Source organism: Microbacterium sp. NPDC057407, assembly GCF_042803895.1.
Lineage (GTDB): Bacteria > Actinomycetota > Actinomycetes > Actinomycetales > Microbacteriaceae > Microbacterium.
The window spans coordinates 21,262-40,416 of sequence record NZ_JBHVCA010000006.1 but is presented as its reverse complement, the minus strand read 5'-3'; the positions used below and the strand labels follow the sequence as shown (position 1 = coordinate 40,416).

The 19,155-nt window shown below is 71.8% G+C and carries 19 protein-coding genes; 14 read left to right on the top strand and 5 right to left on the bottom strand.

All coding sequences use genetic code 11. From position 1 onward, the window contains the following. The first annotated feature begins 40 nt into the window (after positions 1–40). Positions 41–910 carry a diaminopimelate epimerase gene (gene dapF, locus ACFUTX_RS14530; RefSeq protein WP_378866107.1) on the top strand — a complete coding sequence of 290 codons (870 nt, stop codon included), beginning with the start codon at positions 41–43 and terminating at the stop codon, positions 908–910. Positions 911–921: 11 nt separating this feature from the next. On the opposite strand, the gene ACFUTX_RS14525 is transcribed toward dapF, so the two are convergent. Continuing rightward, positions 922–1,563 (bottom strand): class I SAM-dependent methyltransferase, encoded by a 642-nt coding sequence (locus tag ACFUTX_RS14525; RefSeq protein ID WP_378866104.1) that lies wholly within the window; start codon positions 1,561–1,563, stop codon positions 922–924. Between the two features lie 148 nt (positions 1,564–1,711). Between ACFUTX_RS14525 and hflX the strand changes: the two genes are divergently transcribed. Continuing rightward, positions 1,712–3,229 carry a GTPase HflX gene (hflX, locus tag ACFUTX_RS14520; RefSeq protein WP_378866101.1) on the top strand — a complete coding sequence of 506 codons (1,518 nt, stop codon included), beginning with the start codon at positions 1,712–1,714 and terminating at the stop codon, positions 3,227–3,229. Between the two features lie 75 nt (positions 3,230–3,304). Here hflX and ACFUTX_RS14515 read toward each other — a convergent pair whose 3' ends face one another. After that, positions 3,305–5,221, bottom strand: a complete 1,917-nt coding sequence (locus ACFUTX_RS14515) for an alpha/beta hydrolase family protein (RefSeq protein ID WP_378866098.1) — start codon at positions 5,219–5,221, stop codon at positions 3,305–3,307. A 236-nt stretch (positions 5,222–5,457) separates the two neighbouring features. Between ACFUTX_RS14515 and ACFUTX_RS14510 the strand changes: the two genes are divergently transcribed. Both ACFUTX_RS14510 and metE read left to right on the top strand, forming a co-directional pair. Next, a complete protein-coding gene (locus ACFUTX_RS14510) occupies positions 5,458–6,417 on the top strand; it encodes a methylenetetrahydrofolate reductase (protein WP_378866095.1) in 960 nt (319 codons plus the stop codon). Continuing rightward, positions 6,414–8,750 (top strand): 5-methyltetrahydropteroyltriglutamate--homocysteine S-methyltransferase, encoded by a 2,337-nt coding sequence (metE, locus tag ACFUTX_RS14505; RefSeq protein WP_378866092.1) that lies wholly within the window; start codon positions 6,414–6,416, stop codon positions 8,748–8,750. Before ACFUTX_RS14510 ends, metE begins: the two co-directional genes overlap by 4 nt. Here metE and ACFUTX_RS14500 read toward each other — a convergent pair. Both ACFUTX_RS14500 and lexA read right to left on the bottom strand, forming a co-directional pair. Continuing rightward, positions 8,747–10,285, bottom strand: a complete 1,539-nt coding sequence (locus tag ACFUTX_RS14500) for a hypothetical protein (protein ID WP_378866088.1) — start codon at positions 10,283–10,285, stop codon at positions 8,747–8,749. The genes metE and ACFUTX_RS14500 overlap by 4 nt on opposite strands. A 66-nt stretch (positions 10,286–10,351) precedes the next feature. Then, positions 10,352–11,032 carry a transcriptional repressor LexA gene (gene lexA, locus ACFUTX_RS14495; protein ID WP_378866085.1) on the bottom strand — a complete coding sequence of 227 codons (681 nt, stop codon included), beginning with the start codon at positions 11,030–11,032 and terminating at the stop codon, positions 10,352–10,354. A 271-nt stretch (positions 11,033–11,303) separates the two neighbouring features. Between lexA and ACFUTX_RS14490 the strand changes: the two genes are divergently transcribed. The 7 genes from ACFUTX_RS14490 to ACFUTX_RS14460 all read left to right on the top strand — a co-directional run bounded on the left by ACFUTX_RS14490 (position 11,304) and on the right by ACFUTX_RS14460 (position 17,115). Further along, a complete protein-coding gene (locus ACFUTX_RS14490; RefSeq protein ID WP_378866082.1) occupies positions 11,304–11,690 on the top strand; it encodes a LysM peptidoglycan-binding domain-containing protein in 387 nt (128 codons plus the stop codon). Positions 11,691–11,713: 23 nt separating this feature from the next. Beyond that, positions 11,714–12,799, top strand: a complete 1,086-nt coding sequence (locus ACFUTX_RS14485) for a histidinol-phosphate transaminase (protein WP_378866080.1) — start codon at positions 11,714–11,716, stop codon at positions 12,797–12,799. After that, positions 12,796–13,404 (top strand): imidazoleglycerol-phosphate dehydratase HisB, encoded by a 609-nt coding sequence (hisB, locus tag ACFUTX_RS14480; RefSeq protein ID WP_378866077.1) that lies wholly within the window; start codon positions 12,796–12,798, stop codon positions 13,402–13,404. Before ACFUTX_RS14485 ends, hisB begins: the two co-directional genes overlap by 4 nt. Next, positions 13,401–14,051, top strand: coding sequence for an imidazole glycerol phosphate synthase subunit HisH (gene hisH, locus ACFUTX_RS14475; RefSeq protein ID WP_378866075.1), 651 nt, complete (start codon positions 13,401–13,403; stop codon positions 14,049–14,051). Before hisB ends, hisH begins: the two co-directional genes overlap by 4 nt. Before the next feature lie 55 nt (positions 14,052–14,106). Further along, positions 14,107–14,853, top strand: coding sequence for a bifunctional 1-(5-phosphoribosyl)-5-((5-phosphoribosylamino)methylideneamino)imidazole-4-carboxamide isomerase/phosphoribosylanthranilate isomerase PriA (gene priA, locus ACFUTX_RS14470; protein WP_378866072.1), 747 nt, complete (start codon positions 14,107–14,109; stop codon positions 14,851–14,853). Continuing rightward, on the top strand, positions 14,837–15,622 hold the full coding sequence (locus ACFUTX_RS14465) for an SseB family protein (RefSeq protein ID WP_378866068.1): 786 nt from the start codon (positions 14,837–14,839) through the stop codon (positions 15,620–15,622). Before priA ends, ACFUTX_RS14465 begins: the two co-directional genes overlap by 17 nt. 98 nt (positions 15,623–15,720) lie before the next feature. Next, positions 15,721–17,115, top strand: coding sequence for a pyridoxal phosphate-dependent decarboxylase family protein (locus ACFUTX_RS14460; RefSeq protein ID WP_378866065.1), 1,395 nt, complete (start codon positions 15,721–15,723; stop codon positions 17,113–17,115). On the opposite strand, the gene ACFUTX_RS14455 is transcribed toward ACFUTX_RS14460, so the two are convergent. Further along, positions 17,112–17,498 (bottom strand): DUF1844 domain-containing protein, encoded by a 387-nt coding sequence (locus ACFUTX_RS14455; RefSeq protein WP_378866062.1) that lies wholly within the window; start codon positions 17,496–17,498, stop codon positions 17,112–17,114. The two genes, ACFUTX_RS14460 and ACFUTX_RS14455, sit on opposite strands and share 4 nt — an antisense overlap. Positions 17,499–17,728: 230 nt before the next feature. On the opposite strand from ACFUTX_RS14455, the gene infC reads away from it, so the two are divergent. The 3 genes from infC (at position 17,729) to rplT (ending at position 19,088) form a co-directional block, all read left to right on the top strand. After that, a complete protein-coding gene (gene infC / locus ACFUTX_RS14450; protein ID WP_378866059.1) occupies positions 17,729–18,406 on the top strand; it encodes a translation initiation factor IF-3 in 678 nt (225 codons plus the stop codon). A gap of 72 nt (positions 18,407–18,478) precedes the next feature. Beyond that, positions 18,479–18,673 carry a 50S ribosomal protein L35 gene (rpmI, locus tag ACFUTX_RS14445; protein ID WP_106813610.1) on the top strand — a complete coding sequence of 65 codons (195 nt, stop codon included), beginning with the start codon at positions 18,479–18,481 and terminating at the stop codon, positions 18,671–18,673. A 31-nt stretch (positions 18,674–18,704) separates the two neighbouring features. Continuing rightward, the gene (gene rplT / locus ACFUTX_RS14440; protein ID WP_204979719.1) at positions 18,705–19,088 is read left to right on the top strand and encodes a 50S ribosomal protein L20; all 384 of its coding nucleotides are present in this window, start codon (positions 18,705–18,707) and stop codon (positions 19,086–19,088) included. Positions 19,089–19,155: the final 67 nt, after the last annotated feature.

Sequence of the window (19,155 nt, the reverse complement as noted above, 5' to 3'; positions counted from 1 at the left end):
TTGAGGCGGACCGGGTCTCCGACGTCCCTAGAATCAGAGGATGCCTCTCGTCGCGTTCACCAAGGGTCACGGGACCGGGAACGACTTCGTCATCGTCTCCGACCCCGACGGCGAACTCGACCTTTCCGACGATCAGGTCGCCGTCCTCTGCGACCGGCGCTTCGGAATCGGGGGCGACGGCATCCTGCGCGTCGTGCGAGCGGACGCGATCGACGAGGGAGCGGATGCCGCGGCATCCGGCGCCGTCTGGTTCATGGACTACCGCAACGCCGACGGGTCCCGGGCCGAGATGTGCGGCAACGGCATCCGCGTCTTCGCCCGGTACCTCGCGGAGGTCGGCTGGGCCACTCTCGACGATGGCCCCCTCGCGATCGGCACGCGCGCCGGCGTGAAGACGGTCACCCGCAGCGACCTGGGATTCGAGGTCGACCTCGGTCCGTGGCGCGTCGAGCCGCAGGAGGTCCTCGTGCGCGCGCGCGGGATCGGCGCCCCCCGGCCCGGCCTCGGCATCGACGTCGGCAACCCTCACGTCGTCGTCGCGCTGCCCGACGAGCGCGAACTCGACGGCCTCGACCTGACCGCCGTCCCGCAGCTGCACCCCGAGCCTCCCCACGGCGCCAACGTCGAGTTCGTCGTGCCGAGCGACCCGCTGGTGCGCGACGGCGTCGGCACGATCCGCATGCGGGTGTTCGAACGCGGCGTGGGCGAGACGCTCAGCTGCGGCACCGGCGTCGCCGCCGCCGCCCTCGCCGTGCGGGACTGGGCGGGTGCGGCCGCACCCGACCACTGGACCGTGGAGGTGCCCGGTGGCACTCTCGGAGTGCGGATGCCGCTCGTGGGCGATGAGCGCCACGTGCTGCTGTCGGGCCCCGCGACGCTCGTGTACTCCGGCGAAGTCGCGCTGGCCTGACCCCGATCGGTTCAGGGCAGGTCGATCGGCTCACTCACCGGCGATCCGTGGCGCCTCACGCGGATCACGCGGAACCCACGGCCGGTCGCTGCGCGATGGACGCTCCACCCCCGGTCGAAGGTCGCCGCGAGCCAGCGCTGCAGCGAATCGGAGCCGAGGTTGCGCTGCACGACGAGCCAGGCGTCCGCGCGCTCGTCCAGGCGGGGGATCCACCGCTCGAGCAGGCCGTGGAGCTCGTTCTTGCCCACCCGGATCGGGGGGTTGGAACGGATCGTGCGGAAGACCACGTCGTCGGGAACATCGTCCGGCAGCACGGCGTTGACGTTCTCGAGGCCCAACGCCGCAGCGTTCCGACGCACCAGGTCGAGGGCGCGCTCGTTCACGTCGACCGCCCACACGGTCGCGTGAGGCGATTCGAGGGCGAGACTCAGCGCGATCGGACCCCACCCCGCGCCGAGATCGAGCAGGTTCCCGCCGCGCGGCGGCGGGGGAGTGTTGGCGAGCAGCACCGCCGTGCCGGAGTCGACGTGGTCGGGGCTGAACACACCGCCGGCCGTGGTCACCTCCACGTCACGGTGTGCGAGGGTGACGCGGATGCGACGGAGATTCTCGGGACTGGCGGGCGCAGCACTGAAGTAGTGGTCGCTGCCCATGGTCGATGAGCCTAGCGGAGGACGTCGCCGTCGCGGGAGTGCCTGCAGACGGCCCGAGCGGCCCGGCACGATGCGGGGGAGAATAGAATTCACGGATGCCTCGAACCGGCCGATCACGGCAGGGGAGAGGCATCCCCGGAAGGAACTGATGACGGATACGACAACACCCCAGGGCGCCGAAGAGACACCGGTCGACCCGGTCGATCGCGTGCTGGCCCGATCCGAGTCACGCTCGGGGGTGCGCGTGTTCGGCGCCGCGCAGGCGCTGCAGGACCAGGCGACCATCGGCGTCGCCGACACCGACGGCGACCAGTGGGATCGCGAAGAGCGCGCCGCACTGCGCCGCGTCCCGGGACTGTCGACCGAGCTCGAGGACGTCACCGAGGTCGAGTACCGGCAGCTGCGCCTCGAGAACGTCGTGCTCGTGGGCGTCCACCCGCAGGGCGAGCAGGAAGACGCCGAGAACTCGCTGCGCGAGCTGGCTGCCCTCGCCGAGACCGCGGGGGCCGTCGTGCTCGACGGCGTCCTGCAGCGGCGACCGCACCCCGACCCGGCCACGTACGTCGGTCGCGGCAAGGCCGAGGAGCTTCGCGATATCGTCGCGGCCGTCGGTGCTGACACCGTGATCGCCGACACCGAGCTGGCGCCCAGTCAGCGACGCGCACTGGAAGACGTGGTGAAGGTGAAGGTCATCGACCGCACCACCGTCATCCTCGACATCTTCAGCCAGCATGCCAAGAGCCGGGAGGGCAAGGCGCAGGTCGAGCTCGCCCAGCTGGAGTACCTGCTTCCCCGCCTCCGCGGCTGGGGTGAGTCGATGAGTCGTCAGGCCGGTGGCCAGGTCGGCGCCGGCGGCGCGGGCATGGGCTCGCGCGGTCCGGGTGAGACGAAGATCGAACTCGATCGACGTCGCATCCGCACCCGCATGGCGCAGCTGCGGCGTACGATCCGCGACTTCGCCCCGGCGCGGGACGCCAAGCGCGCGGAGCGCAAGCGGCACACGATCCCCTCGGTCGCCATCGCGGGGTACACCAACGCCGGCAAGTCGAGCCTCCTCAATCGACTGACGAGCGCGGGGGTGCTGGTCGAGAACGCCCTGTTCGCCACGCTGGATGCGACGGTGCGACGCTCGGAGACCGCCGACGGGCGCGTCTACACGCTCACCGACACGGTGGGCTTCGTGCGCAACCTGCCGCACCAGCTGGTCGAGGCGTTCCGGTCCACGCTCGAAGAGGTCGGGGCATCCGACGTCATCCTGCACGTGGTCGACGGCTCGCACCCCGACCCGGCCGCCCAGCTCGCGACGGTGCGCGACGTGATCGGCGATGTCGGAGGACGCGACATCCCCGAGCTCGTCGTCTTCAACAAGGCCGACCTCGTCGACGACGACACCCGTCTCGTGCTGCGCGGCCTCGAGCCGAAGGCCCTGTTCGCGTCGTCGCGCACCGGCGAGGGCATCGACGAGCTGCGCGCCGCGATCGAGGCGGCGCTGCCCCTTCCGGCGGTCGAGCTCGACGTGCTCGTACCGTACGACCGGGGCGATCTCGTCTCGGCGATCCACGAGCAGGGCATGATCCTCTCGCAGGCGCACGAGGAAGGCGGCACCGCCGTGCACGCGCGCGTCGGCGAGCACCTCGCCGCTCGACTGGCCCCCTTCGCCCGCTGAGCGGGAGGCGCGGGCGAGCGGCCCCCGCGACGAGGGGCGCGCGCTGACGATCCCGTGCTGAGCGCGCCCGCGCGGTCAGCTGAGTGTCAGGGCGGGCACGTCGACCGGCTCGAAGCCCAGCACCTGACCGAGGAACGCCAGTTCCGCTTCGAGCTGGCGCACGAGCGTCTCGGCGCGCCGGAACCCGTGCCCCTCGCCCTCGAACGCGAGGTAGGCATGGGGGACGCCGTTCGCCGCCAGCGCGTCGCGGACGGCTTCGGACTGAGACGGTGGCACGACGCGGTCGTCCAGCCCCTGCTCGATGAGGAGGGGCGTGCGCAGCCGATCGAGTCGCGACAGCGGCGACCGCTCGATGTAGACGGGCTCGGCCTCCGGCAGGGGGCCGACCATGCTGTCGAGGTAACGCGCTTCGAAATCGTGGGTGTCTTCGGCGAGGCGACGGAGATCCGCCACCCCGTAGCGGCTGATCCCCGCGGCGAAGGCGTCGGTCGCGGCCACAGCGCACAGCACCGTCCAGCCGCCGGCCGACCCGCCGGCGATCGCGAGCCGGTCGGGGTCCGCATCGCCCGCGGCCGCGTGACCGCGCGCCGCGGCGACGACGTCGTCCACGTCGACGATGCCCCACTGCCCGAGCAGGCGCTCCCGGTACTCCCGTCCGTAGCCGGTGGACCCGCCGTAGTTGACGTCCAGCACCCCGATGCCGCGGCTGGTGAAGTACGCGATCTTGCCCGAGGCCGCGCCGCCGACGTGGGAGGTCGGTCCGCCGTGGACGAGCACCAGGTAGGGCGGCGCCGAACCGTCCGGTCCCGTGGCCACGGGGTTGGTGGGCGGGTAGTCGTAGGCATGCACCGGCCCGTGCGACCCGTCGAAGGTGACGGGCCGGGCACGCGGCATCCATTCGGCTCCCCATGGCGAGCCGCCCCCCACCACGCGCTCCGCGGCGTCGGCGCGATCGACGTCGACATCCCAGAGCGCGGGGCCGTCGGGGCCGGCGCCGCTCAGCAGCACCCGCGTGCCCCGAACGTCCTCGACGCACATGCCAGCGACGGCCTCGGTGTGCACGCGGCGCGTGGCACCGTCGTGGTCGATCACCACCAGCTCGTCGCCGCCGTTCGTCCGCACGGCGACGATGCGCCCGTCGTCCAGCACGCCGTACCACCGCTGTCCGAGCGTCCAGAGGGCGCCGCCGGTGTCGGCGTCGGCGGGCGAGACCGACTCCCGGTGGAGGTCGGCGGTCAGCCGCAGGCGCCAGAGATTCCAGCGCCCGTCCGGGTCGTCGAGGTAGAGCAGGTCGTCGGCTCCGACCCACTGGGGCTGCAGCGCCGCGGTCCGGCCGCCCGCGACGGCCGTCCATTCGGCGACCACGCCGTCCTCGATGCGGCCCACGCGCAGCTCGGTGCGATCCCACGGCATCGCGGGGTGATGCCACGCCACCCATGCGAGGTGCGAGCCGTCCGGCGAGAGCGCCGGCTGGGCGAGGAAGTCGCTGTCCTCGGCGACCGAGACGAGAGCGCCGTCGTCGTGCGCTCCGCGTCCGTCGAGCGGGATCTCGACGATGTCGCGCCGGGGCGTCCCCGCACCCTCGTGGATCTCGCGCACCGCGAGCAGCCGTCCGGCCTGCCACACCAGCCCTCCGAAGCGCATGTCGCCGGCGGCGGGTGTGAGCGGCCGCGGCGAGCCGTGCTCGACACGCCACACGCGCTGATCGGCCTTGTCGACGAAGACGAGTGCGCCGTCGGCCGCCGTCCACGCGCCCCCGCCGTACTCGTGAACTCGTGATCGCGCGCTCCACGGCGTCGCGATCACGTCCGAGACAGCGCCGGATGCCGCGCGCCTGCGCACCGCGGTGCGCCCGGCCTGCTCGGGCACGGTCTCGCCCCACCAGATCTCGTCGCCGACGTAGCGGGCGCCCTCGAGCCGTGGCGATGCGGCCGTGACCGCCCGCGCGGAGATCGGGGAGGGCCAGGTTCCGTAGGGCAGAGCGGTCGTCACGACACCCACGGTAGGGGAAACCGGTGCCCCGAAACACAAGGTCACAGGCGGCGGAAGCGGGAGAGCCCTCCGCTACCGTGGACCCATCGTCGCCCGATGCGTCACCGACGGACCGGGCAGGGAGCGACAGCCGAGCCCGGCACCCGCCCGCGATGACACCGCGCCGCCGGTCCTCGACTTCCGGCGCGCCCGTCCGCGGCCGTCCGGCCTCCGTCCCCCGAACAGAGAAGAACGACATGTCGATCGACCTCAGCGCCCCGCCGGTGCCGTTCTCGTTCGAGGTGTACCCGCCGAAGTCCGAGGCGGGGATCGCCGCCCTCCACGAGACCGTCCGCCGTCTCGCCGAGGTCGGTCCCCGGTTCATCTCCGTCACCTACGGCGCCGGCGGGTCGACCGGAGGTCGCTCGCTCGACCTCCTCCGCCACATCCTGCGCGAGACGACCGTCGCGCCCCTCGCCCACCTCACGTGCGTCGGCAACACCTACGCCGGCGCCGCCTCCCTCATCCGCGAGTTCCTCGACGCCGGGGTGACCAGCTTCCTCGCACTCCGCGGCGATCCGCCCGCGGGCGCTCGCGAGGGCGACGCGTTCCTGGGCGACCTCGAGAGCTCGGCCCAGCTCGTCCAGCTCATCGACCGGGTGCAGGCGGAGCGGGCGCCGTACACCGAGCAGCCGATCCCCGGGGTCCCGGGTGCCGCCCGGGTGCAGCCGCGTCCGAAGGTCGACATCGCGGTCGCCGCGTTTCCCAACGGACACCCTCGGTCGCGGCATCCGCGGGAGCACATCGACGCGCTCCTGGCCAAGCAGGCCGCGGGCGCGACGCTGGCGATCACGCAGCTGTTCTTCCACGCCGACGACTACCTCGCCTTCGTCCAGCGATCGCGCGACGCGGGCGTCACGATCCCGATCCTCCCCGGGATCATGCCGATCACGTCGCCCGCCCGGCTGCGGCGCGTCCTCGAGCTGACCGGCGAAGAGCTGCCGGCCGAGCTCGCCATCGCGCTCGAGATCGAGCCGACGCCCGAAGGCCAGCGTGCCGTCGGCCTCGGCTATGCGGCCGGCCTCGCCCGTGACGTCGTCGCCGGCGGCGCGCCAGGCGTCCACCTCTATGCGTTCAACAGCCACGAGACGGTGATCGCGGTCCTCCGCGACGCCGGCATCCTCACCCCTCCCCTCGAAAAGGAAGCCGCACGATGACCGACACCACACCCGCCTTCCCCCGCGGAACGATCCTGGGCTACCCCCGCATCGGACGCCGTCGCGAGCTCAAGCGCGCCGTCGAGGCCCACTGGGCAGGGACCGCCGACGAGCAGCAGCTCGAGACGACCGCGGCAGAGCTCCGCCGCCAGACGCGAGAGCGTCTCGCAGCGCTCGGGCTCGGGCGCGACGACTCCTCGATTCCCGAGTCGTTCTCGTACTACGACCAGGTCCTCGATGCGGCGGTGGCCGTCGGAGCCCTTCCGGAGCGGTTCGCCGACCTGCGCGGCGACGACGGCGAGATCGGCCTCGGCGCGTACTTCACGGCCGCGCGGGGCGCCGGCGAGAAGGCTCCCCTCGAGATGACCAAGTGGTTCGACACCAACTACCACTATCTCGTTCCCGAGATCGGCCCCGAGACGCGCTTCGCCCTGTCGAGCGACCGGTTCGCCCGCCAGGTGGCCGAGGCGAGGGCCGACGGCTTCACCGTGCGGCCTGTGATCGTGGGCCCGGTCACGCTGCTCGCGCTCGCGAAGGCGACGGATGCCGCGCCCGCGGGCTTCGATCCGCTGACCCGCCTCGACGACCTGGTGCCCGTCTACGCGGAGCTTCTCGCGAGCCTCCGCTCAGCCGGGGCCGATTGGGTCCAGCTGGACGAGCCCGCTCTCGTGAGCGAGAGTCTGCCGGTCGACGCCGCGACGCTCGCCGCCGCTGCCGCGCGAGCCTACGCGGCGCTCGGCACCGCGGCCGATCGTCCGGCGATCCTCGTGGCGGCCGGGTACGCCCAGCTGACCGACGCCGCCTGGACCGCGCTGGCCGCTGCTCCCGTCGAGGCCGTCGCCATCGACCTGACGCGCGGCGCGACGCCCGACGCTGCCGTCGATCTCGGCGGCAAGACGCTCGTGGGCGGCGTGATCGACGGGCGGAACATCTGGCGCGGCGACCTCGCCGGCGCGTGGGCGAAGCTGGAGGCGCTCGAAGCGCTGGGCGCCGACCGGGTGTCGGCCGGCACGTCGACGTCGCTGCAGCACGTTCCCCACGACGTCGACGACGAGACGCGCCTCGACCCGCGCCTGGCGTCGTGGCTCGCCTTCGCCGATCAGAAGACGCGCCAGGTCGTGACTCTCGCGCGAGGGCTCGCCGACGGCGCCGACGCCATCGCGGACGAGCTGGCCGCGGCATCCGCTGCCCTCGCCGACAGGCGCAGCGCGCCCGGCGTGCGCGACGGCGCGGTGCGCGAGCGCGCGGAGGCGCTCACGCCCGACGACTTCGACCGCGGCGATTACGATGCCCGGGTCGCGGCGCAGGAGGCGGCGCTCGGCCTTCCCGTGCTGCCGACGACCACGATCGGCTCGTTCCCGCAGACCGGAGACATCCGTCGCGCCCGTGCCCGGCACGCGAAGGGCGAGATCAGCACCGAGGAGTACGAGCAGTTCCTCCGCGACGAGATCGCGCGAGTCGTGGCACTGCAGGAGGACCTCGGGCTCGACGTCCTCGTGCACGGCGAAGCCGAGCGCAACGACATGGTGCAGTACTTCGCAGAGAACCTCGGCGGCTTCGACGTCACCGAGCACGGGTGGGTGCAGTCCTACGGCTCGCGTGCAACACGCCCGTCGATCCTGTGGGGGGACGTGTCCCGTCCGGCTCCGATCACCGTCGCCTGGTCGACCTTCGCGCAGTCGCTCACGGACAAGCCCATGAAGGGGATGCTCACCGGTCCCGTCACGATCCTCGCGTGGTCGTTCGTGCGCGACGACCAGCCGCTCGCCGAGACGGCCAACCAGGTCGCGCTCGCGCTGCGCGACGAGATCGCCGATCTCGAGGCGGCCGGCATCGGCGTGATCCAGGTGGACGAGCCGGCCCTGCGCGAGCTGCTGCCCCTGAAGAAGGCCGATCAGCCCGCGTACCTCGAGTGGTCGGTCGGCGCGTTCCGTCTCGCCACCGCCGGCGCGGCCGAAGCGACCCAGGTCCACACGCACCTCTGCTACTCCGAGTTCGACGTGGTGATCGATGCGATCGCCGCGCTCGACGCCGACGTCACCTCGATCGAGGCGGCCCGCAGCCGCGGCGAAGTGATCGGCGACATCGCCGCGTCGGGCTTCACCCATGGCGTCGGCCCCGGGGTGTACGACATCCACTCGCCGCGCGTGCCGTCGGTGGGCGAAGTGGCGGACCTGCTCGATCGCGCCGCGACCGAGCTGCCGCTGCGTCAGGTGTGGGTGAACCCCGACTGCGGCCTCAAGACCCGGGGCTACGACGAGACGGTCGAGTCGCTGCGCAACATCATCACCGCCACCCGCGACATCCGCGAGAAGGTGGGCGCGGCCGTCTAGCGTCGCGGCGGCTTCTTCTTCGTCGACGCGGATGCCGCGGGGGCCGGTGCCTCCGCGGCATCCGTCGTCTCGCCCCTGGCCGGGATGACGACGGTGACGGCGTCGGTGGCGGCGTCCTCCGCGGGCACCGCCTCGGCAGTGGGAGGGCCGGTGTGAATGTCGGCATCTGCCGGCCCGTGCCCGGCGCCCGCATCCCCCGCCGGTGCGGCGAGCAGCGGCTGCTCCTCGTCGCGGCGCTGGACGAGCTCGAGGATCCAGGCGACGCCGAAGGCCACCACCAGGACCAGGACGACGTCCCCGAACGACAGCGGCCGCAACGCGAAGAGCCAGAGAACCGCGAGTACCGCGATCACCGAGCGGACGAGCACGCGATAGCGGGCGAGCCAGGCGCCGAACCCGCGGGTATCGAGGCCGCGGCCGGCCAGCTGCCGCCGTGCCGACGAGTTCATGCTGCGCACGGCCCGGCGCGCGCCCTCCGCGCCAGCCGAGCGGCCCATCGCCCAGCCGAGGACGGCGACGAAGACGCCGAGCACGCACAGCACGATGGCGGTCTGGGTCATCGCCCCGACGAGCTGGTCGTAGATGACGTCGAGGGCCGACGCAGACAGGTCGAGGTCGCCGGCGACGATGCCCATCGTCGTGTCGCCGATCGCGAGTGCGACGGCGAGACCTCCGGCCCCGATCGCCAGACCGAGCCCGGTGCCGAGCACCGCGACGCTGCGGCGCCGGGCGATCGCGATCCCCGCGCCGAACAGGGCGAGGGTGATGACCGGCAGCCACCATCCCAGAGTCGTCGCCAGGGCGTATCCGGTGCGGATCGCCGCGAGGTTGTCGCCCTTTCCGATGATCACCACCCGGTCGACGGCCGGTATCAGCTGCGCGGCGCTCACCCCGCGGTCGAGAAGCCGCTGCTTCACGACGTCGACGATCGCGCCGAGTTGGATGCCGACCCCGTCGTCGGTCTTCACGACCAGGCCGCCGCCGTCCGACGTGGCCGCGGTGGTGAGCGCCCGGTGCGCCGCCCGGGTCGCGGTCGCCCACACGTCGGAGAAGGCATCCGATTCCACCACCCGGGTCACGGCCCCGTCGACGAGGTTCTCCAGTCCGTCGGCGGCGGGCGCCTGGAGCATGTCGAGCAGCTGAGCCACGCGCGGCGGGACGCCGAGGTCGGCGATGCCGGTGAACACGTCGGAGGTGAGCTGGTCGAAATCGACCTGCGCCGTGATGGCGTCCATGGTCTCGTCGACAACGAGCGCCTGCACCGCCGGATCGTCGGCGAGCGGAGCGAGCGTCGCGACGAAGGCCTCCTCCTCGACGAGCTGCACCCGCGCCCACGCGGTCACGATCGAGACGGGGACGAGGATGGCCGCGACGACGATGCAGATCGCCGACACGACGGCCCGCCATCGGCCGCTCGACCGCGGCGCGGGACTCGTCGTCACCGCCGAGGCGAGCCGGGCGTTCTCGGATTCGAGTTCGCGGATGCGCGCGGCGAGAGCCGGGGCGTCGGCCGCATCGATGTCGATGTCGCTCATGGCGTCATTCTGGCCGAACGCGAGCCCGTTGCGAGAAGGATCACCCGGCGCGGGTGACCCGGCGGGTCAGACCGCGCGCAGCACCGCGACGACCTTGCCGAGGACGACCGCCTCGTCGCCGAGGATCGGCTCGAAGGCCGAGTTGCGGGGGAGCAGCCACGTGTGGCCGTCGCGCTGCCGGAAGGTCTTCACGGTCGCCTCGCCGTCGAGCATCGCCGCGACGATCTCGCCGTTGTCGGCCGTCGCCTGCGAACGCACCACCACCCAGTCGCCGTCGCAGATGGCGGCGTCGATCATCGACTCGCCCGACACCTTGAGCATGAACAGCTCGCCCTTGCCCACCAGCTGACGGGGAAGGGGGAAGATCTCCTCCACCTGCTGCTCGGCTGTGATGGGCACGCCGGCGGCGATGCGCCCCACGAGCGGCACCAGCGCTGCGTCGCCCAATGAGGGGAGCGAGTCCGCCGGGCTCTCGGTGGCGGCGCCCGGGAGGTCGATGAGCACTTCCATGGCCCGGGTCTTGCCGGCGTCGCGGCGGAGGTAGCCGCTCAGCTCGAGCTGATTGAGCTGGTGCGTCACGCTCGACAGCGACTTCAGACCGACCGCATCGCCGATCTCGCGCATGCTCGGGGGATACCCGTGCCGCGCGATCGAGCGCTGGATCACCTCGAGGATCGCCAGCTGCTTGTCGCTCAGGCTCTTGCGGCGCCGCGTCTGCGGCCGTTCACGCCCGGTGGCATCGCTCATCTTCCGGCTCCTGTCTCGTCCCGGGAGGCGTCCTCGGGGTGCAGCGGTCTTCGAATGTCGGAGGCCCGTGGTGGGCTACTCGTATCGAAACCGTATCCGGCTTCGGCCCTCGAACACAGCAACACGACCGCGTGTCGCGTTCGAGGGTGCGCCGCCGAAACGGACTGTTGACATCGTAGAACATCGAAGATAACTTCGGTACAGAGATTCGCACCCTCCGCTCCCGGCCGCGCGAAGGGTGCGAATCTCTCCCCCACAGGAGGAGAAGACCATGACCGCCATCGGCATCACGTCCCCCGGGCTCGGCACGACGTCTTTCGGCCTGCCGGCACGGTCGACCCGCCTGCGCCTCACCCTCCGCGGGCGTCGTGTGCTGGCCGCCCTCGCCGCGCTGCCGGCTGTCGTGGCGATCTCGGTCGCCATGGTCTCGGGTGGGGCGGCGCTGGCTTCGCGCGACGCCGGCACCGACCCCGGCTCCTTCGCCACCGTGACGGTCTCGTCAGGAGACTCCCTGTGGTCGATCGCGCAGGACGTGGCTCCCGACGCCGATCCGCGCGACGTGGTCGACGCCATCGTCCGCCTGAACGCGCTCGACGGCGTGACGCTCCAGGCCGGTCAGAGCCTCGCCATCCCCGCGGAGTACGCACCGGGCCGTTGAGTGCGCGCCGTAGGATCGGAGGGGTGAGTCCCCGCCTCGAAGATCTCCCTCTGCGCGACGACCTCCGCGGAATGACGCCCTACGGCGCACCGCAGGCCCCGCTTCCGGTCGCGCTCAACGTCAACGAGAACACCCACCCCGTTCCCCAAGACGTCGCCGACGACATCATGGATTCGGTCGCCCAGGCTCTGCGCGACGTCAACCGCTACCCCGACCGCGAGTTCACGGCCCTGCGCGAAGGGTTCGCCGACTATCTGGGCCATGGACTCCACCGCGATCAGATCTGGGCGGCGAACGGTTCGAACGAGGTGCTCCAGCACGTCCTGCAGGCCTTCGCCGGGCCCGGTCGCACGGCCTTCAGCTTCGCACCCACCTACTCGATGTACCCGCTGCTGACGCGAGCGACGGGGGCGGAATGGGTGACCGCGCCCCGTTCGGCCGACTACACGGTCGACGCCGGCGACGCCGCCGCGCAGGTCGCCGACGCCGCGCCCGACGTCGTCTTCCTCTGCTCGCCCAACAATCCGACCGGCACGCCGCTCGGCCTCGACGTGATCGAGGCGGTGTACGACGCCGCGCCGGGAGTGGTCGTCGTGGATGAGGCCTACTTCGAGTTCGCGCCGCGCGACGAGCGCTCCGCACTCACGCTGCTCCCCGGCAGGGAGCGGCTCGTGGTGTCCAGAACGATGAGCAAGGCCTTCGCGTTCGCCGGGGCCCGCGTCGGATACCTCGCCGCCGACCCGGCCTTCGTCGATGCGCTGCGCCTCGTGCGACTGCCCTACCACCTGAGCGCCCTGACGCAGGCCGCAGCATCCGCCGCTCTTCGTCACGCCCCGACGATGCTCGGCATGGTGGACGAGATCGTCGCGCAGCGCGACCGCATCACCGCGACCGTGGAGGCGCTGGGCTACGTGCCCCACGCGTCGTGGACGAACTTCGTGCTCTTCGGGGGCGTCTCCGATCCGGCTGCCACCTGGCAGCGCCTGTACGACCGCGGCGTGCTGATCCGGGATGTCGGAATCCCGCACCACCTGCGGGTCACCGCCGGCACCGAGGACGAGACGACGGCGTTCCTCGACGCACTCGCCTCGGTAGACTCGGACGCATGAGCGCCGCCCCGCGTACCGCCTCCGTTCGACGCTCCACCAGCGAGTCCACGGTCGAGCTCGAACTCGATCTGGACGGCACCGGTCGCAGCCGGATCGACACGACGGTTCCCTTCTTCGATCACCTGCTCACCGCGTTCGCCAAGCATTCCCTCACCGACCTCACCGTGCGTGCCTCCGGTGACACCGACATCGACGCCCACCACACGGTCGAAGACATCTCGATCGTGCTCGGGCAGGCGATCCGCGAGGCGCTCGGCGACAAATCCGGCATCTCGCGATACGGCGATGCGCTCGTCCCGCTCGACGAGGCGCTCGCGCAGGCCGTCGTCGACATCAGCGGCCGCCCCTACCTCGTCCACACCGGCGAGCCGGCCGGCTTCGAGCACCACCTGATCGGCGGTCACTTCACCGGTTCGCTCGTGCGGCACACGTTCGAGGCCATCTCCTTCAACGCCGCGCTGACCGTTCACGTCACGGTCCTGTCGGGGCGCGATCCGCACCACATCGCCGAAGCGGAATACAAGGCGTTCGCCCGGGCGTTCCGTCAGGCGAAGGCCCTCGACCCGCTCGTCGAGGGGATCCCGAGCACGAAAGGCGCTCTGTGAGCTCCCAGCCCGTCGTCGCGGTCCTCGACTACGGATCCGGCAACGTCCACTCCGCCGTGAAGGCGCTTGCGGCGGCCGGCGCCGACGCGCGCCTCACGTCGGACCGCGCCCTCGTCCGCGATGCGGACGGTCTGGTCGTGCCGGGCGTCGGCGCCTTCCGCGCGGTGATGGACGCGCTTCGCGCCAGTCGCGGCGACGAGCTGATCGATCGGCGCCTGGCGGGCGGCCGACCCGTGCTCGGCATCTGCGTCGGCATGCAGGTGCTCTTCGAGCGAGGGGTGGAACGCGGCGTCGACACGGAGGGCATGGGCGAGTGGCCCGGCGTGGTGACCGAGCTCGACGCGCCCGTCCTGCCGCACATGGGCTGGAACACGGTCGAGGCGGGGCAGGGGTCGCGGCTCTTCCGCGGACTCGAGGACGAGCGCTTCTACTTCGTCCACTCCTTCGGTGTGCAGAAGTGGACACTCGACGTCCAGCCGCCGTTCCCGCCGCCCGCGCTGACGTGGTGCACGTACGGCCAGCCGTTCCTCGCGGCCGTCGAGAACGGGCCGCTTTCGGCGACGCAGTTCCACCCGGAGAAGTCCGGCGATGCCGGCATCCAGCTCCTCGCGAATTGGATCGACGGCCTCGGCGGGGCTACCCTCTGAGATCGTGCCGTTCGCGGGAGCGCCTGCTTCCCGCGACTTCCCCGCACGAGGAGCCATGAACGATTTCGCCTCAACGCCCGAGTTGATCCTGCTGCCCGCCGTCGACGTCGCCGACGGCAAGGCGGTGCGCCTCACCCAGGGGGAGGCGGGCACCGAGACGAACTACGGCGACCCGGTCGACGCCGCGATGGACTTCGCGCGCCAGGGTGCGCAGTGGATCCACCTGGTCGACCTCGACGCCGCTTTCGGCCGGGGCTCCAACGCGGGCGTCTTGCGCAAGGTGATCAAGCAGGTGCGGGGCGTTCAGGTCGAGCTCTCCGGCGGCATCCGCGACGACCGCACGCTCGAAGCGGCCCTCGAGAGCGGTGCCGCCCGGATCAACCTGGGCACCGCGGCGCTCGAGAACCCGGAGTGGGCGGCGGACGTGATCGGCCGGTACGGCGACCTGATCGCCGTCGGGCTGGACGTCCGCGGCACCACCCTCGCCGCACGGGGATGGACGCGGGAGGGCGGCGACCTGTGGACCGTCCTGGACCGACTGGAATCGGCCGGCTGCAGCCGCTACGTCGTCACGGACGTGACCAAGGACGGCACCCTGCAGGGGCCGAACGTCGACCTGCTGCGCGAACTTACCGCGCGGACGCCGAAGCCGATCGTCGCGTCCGGAGGGGTGTCGAGCCTCGACGACATCGCCGCCCTGCGCGAGCTCGTGCCGCTGGGCGTCGAGGGAGCGATCGTCGGGAAGGCGCTGTACGCCGGCGCCTTCACGCTCGCCGAGGCGCTGGATGTCGCCGGACACTGACCCGCACGACCATCACGGCCGCGGCGCTGACTCCGCCGGGGTTCCGTGGGAGGGTCGCAGCTTCCAGCCGAACCCGCATTCCGACGACGACGGCTCGGCCGACCCTGCGCTCCTGGCTGCCCTGACGGCCTTCCGCGCGGGCACGGCAGGGCAGGCGGACGTCGTGGACGCCTACCGGTCGGCGCGCCTGCTCATCCCGCTCCTGGCCGACAAGGGCGACGAGGGAGTGGGAGCGCACGGCCTGACGGTCGACAAGACGCAGGAGCTGTCGATCGTCACGGTCGCCGCGCCCGACGGCCGCCGCGTTCTTCCCGTGTTCACGTCGGTTCAGGCGATGAGCCGGTGGGATGCCGCGGCCCGGCCCGTTCCTGCCGACGGTGTGCGCACCGCCGTGGCCGCCTCGGCCGACGACACCGACCTGATCGTGGTGGATCCCGGCTCGGACACGGAGTTCGTCATCCGTCGACCCGCCGTGTGGGCGATCGCGCAGGGGGTGTCCTGGGAGCCGAGCTTCGCGTCTCCCGAGGTGTTCGCCGGCTTGCAGTCGAGCATCGGCGGGGAGCTCGCCGTGATCGATCTGGCCGTGGAGGCGGGGGATCCCGATGCCCGGCTCCGCGGACCCGAGCTCGTCGTGCGGCTGCACCTCATCCACGGGCTGGAGAGCGCCGAACTCGATGCCGTGCTGGCGCGCCTCGCCGCCCGCTGGGCGGCCGACGACCGCGTCGCCGTCCTCGTGGACTCGCTCACCGTCAAGCTGCTGCGCGCCTGAGGCGCCCGGCCGGGCCCGCGGCGCCGAGGGGTTGCCGAGGAGGAGGCGCAGGGCGGAGGATCGCCTGGTCAGGAGATCGCCTGGGCGGAGGTGTTCGCATGGATCGTGACACGGTGCGGCGTGAGTATCGAGAGGCTCTGGACGCAGCGCACCGGCGCGCGGTGGAGTGGCTGGACTCGCTGGACGACCGGCCCATCCGGCCCGAGCTCGATGTCGACGGCGTGCTCTCGCGACTGGATCGCGAGCTTCCGGAGGGTGGGGCGAAGGCGGCGGCCGTCGTCGAGGAGATGGCGGATGCGTCGGGCCCGGGACTGATGGCGATGGGGTCGTCGCGCTTCTACGGGTTCGTGATCGGCGGCGCCTACCCCGCGGCCCTCGGAGCCGACTGGCTCGTCTCCGCCTGGGACCAGAACAGCGGCTCGCGGCAGCCGACGCCGGGGACCGCCGCGCTGGAAGAGGTCGCTGCCGAATGGCTTCTCGACCTGCTCGGGCTGCCCGGGGGCAGCGGCGTGGGATTCGTCACGGGCGCGACGATGGCCAACACGTCGTGCCTGATCGTCGGGCGCGACGCGATGCTGCGGCGGGCGGGGGTGGATCCCCTCGCCGGGCTCCAGGCGGCCCCGCGCATCCGGTTCCTCGCGGGCGGCGCGGTGCACACCTCGGTCGTGCTCGCGGGACGGCTGGCGGGCCTGGGCGTGCCGGTCACCGTGGGCGCGGACGCGCAGGGCCGCATCGACGTCGACGGGCTCGCGCGCGCCCTCGCCGAGGACGACGCGCCGGCGGTCGTGTCGCTCCAGGCGGGGGAGGTGCACTCGGGCGCCTTCGACGACTTCGCGGCGGCGGTGAGCGTCGCGCACGACGCCGGGGCGTGGGTGCACGTGGACGGCGCCTTCGGGCTGTGGGCCGCCGCGAGTCCGCGCCTGCGCCACCTCACCGTCGGCATGTCGGAGGCCGACTCCTGGGCCACCGATGCGCACAAGACGCTCAATGTGCCCTACGACTGCGGCGTGGCGATCGTCCGGGACGAGGCGGCCATGACGGCGTCGCTGGGTGCGCACGCCGCGTACCTTCCCGCCGTCGCCACCGTGTCGGACCCCTACGACCGGGTGCCGGAGCTGTCGCGCCGGGCCCGCGGCGTCCCCGTCTGGGCAGCGCTGCGCACCCTCGGCCGTGGGGGAGTGGCCGCACTCGTCGATGGGCTGGCGGATGCCGCGACCGCCCTCGCGGACGGATTCCGTGCCATTCCGGGGCTCGAGGTGCTCAACGACGTGGTCTTCACGCAGGTGTGCGTCGCGGCTCGGGACGACGACGACACGGCAGCCCTGGGCGAATGGCTTCGCGACGAGGGAACGGTCTGGGCCTCGTCTTCGTCATGGCGGGGGCGGACGGTCGTCCGCTTCGCGGTGAGCAATTTCGGCACCGGCGCCGAGGCGATCGCGCGCACCGTGGACGCCGTCGCCCGGGGCGCGGCATCCGTCGGCATCCGTGGCTAGGTGACCGGCCCGGTCCACTTCTCGCCCGGCCCCTTGCCGATCGGGTCGGGGATGGCGGACGCCTCACGGAACGCCAGCTGGAGCGACCGGAGTCCGTCGCGAAGTGACCGGGCGTGCATGTCGCTGATCTCGGGGGCGCCGGCGGTGATGAGACCGGCCAGCGCGTTGATGAGCTTGCGGGCCTCGTCGAGATCGGTCTGCACGCCGGGGTCGTCGGCGAGGCCGACCTTGACGGCGGCGGCGCTCATCAGATGCACCGCCGCGGTGGTGATCACCTCGACCGCCGGGACGTCGGCGATGTCGCGCGAAGCGGCGGCGGCGGCGCGCTCCTGCTCTTCCCAGCGGGCGTGTCGGTCGTCGTCGGCGGGCGGAATCGTGGTCACGCGGTTCTCTCTGATAGACTTGTGCGGATTCCGGTGCGATCTGTGCCGGACCGAAAGAGGATCACATCCCACCCGCGCTTGCCGCTCCAGGCTACCGGGTCACGCACTCCGCCCCGACCGTTCCGCGATCGAGGCAGGCGGGCGCCAGCGGAACGCTGCGCACGATGACAGGGTGCAGAGTCGGCGCCCGTGCGTCCGGCCGGGTGGAATGAGAGCCTCTTCCGCCCGCGATGCTCCCGTGTCGCGGTGATCACCAGCCGCAACCCAAGGAGCTCCGCATCAGCGATCCCCGCACCAACGACCGCATCCGCGTCCCCGAGGTCCGCCTCGTCGGACCCGCGGGTGAGCAGGTCGGCGTCGTCCGCATCGAGGTGGCGCTGCGCCTGGCCCAGGAGGCCGACCTCGATCTCGTCGAGGTGGCCCCCAACTCGAAGCCGCCCGTGGTCAAGATCATGGACTACGGCAAGTTCAAGTACGAGGCTGCGCAGAAGGCCAAGGAAGCGCGTCGCAACCAGGCGAACACCGTCCTCAAAGAGGTCCGGTTCCGTTTGAAGATCGAGGCCCACGACTACACGACCAAGCTCAAGCGCGCCGAGGGCTTCCTCAAGGCCGGCGACAAGGTCAAGGCGATGATCCTGTTCCGTGGCCGCGAGCAGTCCCGTCCCGAGCAGGGCGTGCGCCTGCTGCGCAAGTTCGCAGAGGACGTCGCGGAGTTCGGCACGGTCGAGTCCAACCCCACCATCGACGGACGCAACATGGTGATGGTGATCGCGCCGCACAAGAACAAGTCCGAGGTGAAGACCGAGCAGAACGCTCAGCGCGCCGCGAACAAGGAGGCCGCGCGATCCGCCCGCACCGGTGCGGCGCACGCCGACGAAGAAGCGACCGATAAGGCTGCGGCCGAGTAGGTCCCCCACAGACTCCCGCACGGCGGGAACCCGACTCCCGCCCATGCGGGACGTGAAACGAAGGAAGAACAGATGCCGAAGCAGAAGACCCACTCGGGCGCCAAGAAGCGCTTCAAGGTCACCGGCAGCGGGAAGCTCATGAAGCAGCAGGCGAACCTCCGCCACAACTTCGAGGGCAAGCCCACGCGCCGCACCCGCCGCCTGTCGCAGGACCAGGTCCTCGCTCCGGGCGACGCCAAGGTCGCGAAGAAGCTCCTCGGCCGCTGAGCGCGCCGACGCAAGTTAGGAAACCAACGAAATGGCTAGAGTCAAGCGGGCCGTCAACGCCCACAAGAAGCGTCGCGTCATCCTCGAGCGCGCCTCCGGTTACCGGGGCCAGCGCTCGCGTCTGTACCGCAAGGCGAAGGAGCAGGTCACCCACTCGCTCGTCTACGCGTACCGCGACCGTCGCAAGCGCAAGGGCGACTTCCGTCGTCTGTGGATCCAGCGCATCAATGCTGCGAGCCGTCAGAACGGCATCACCTACAACCGCTTCATCCAGGGCCTCGGCCTCGCGGGTGTCCAGGTCGACCGCCGCATGCTGGCCGAGCTGGCCGTGAACGAGCCGGCCGTGTTCGCGTCGCTGGTGCAGACGGCTAAGGCCGCGCTGCCCGAGAACGTCAACGCTCCCAAGAGCGCCTGACGCAGGTTCTTTCCCGAAGGGGCGTCCTCCGCGAGGAGGGCGCCCTTTCGTCGTTCGCCCGAATCGA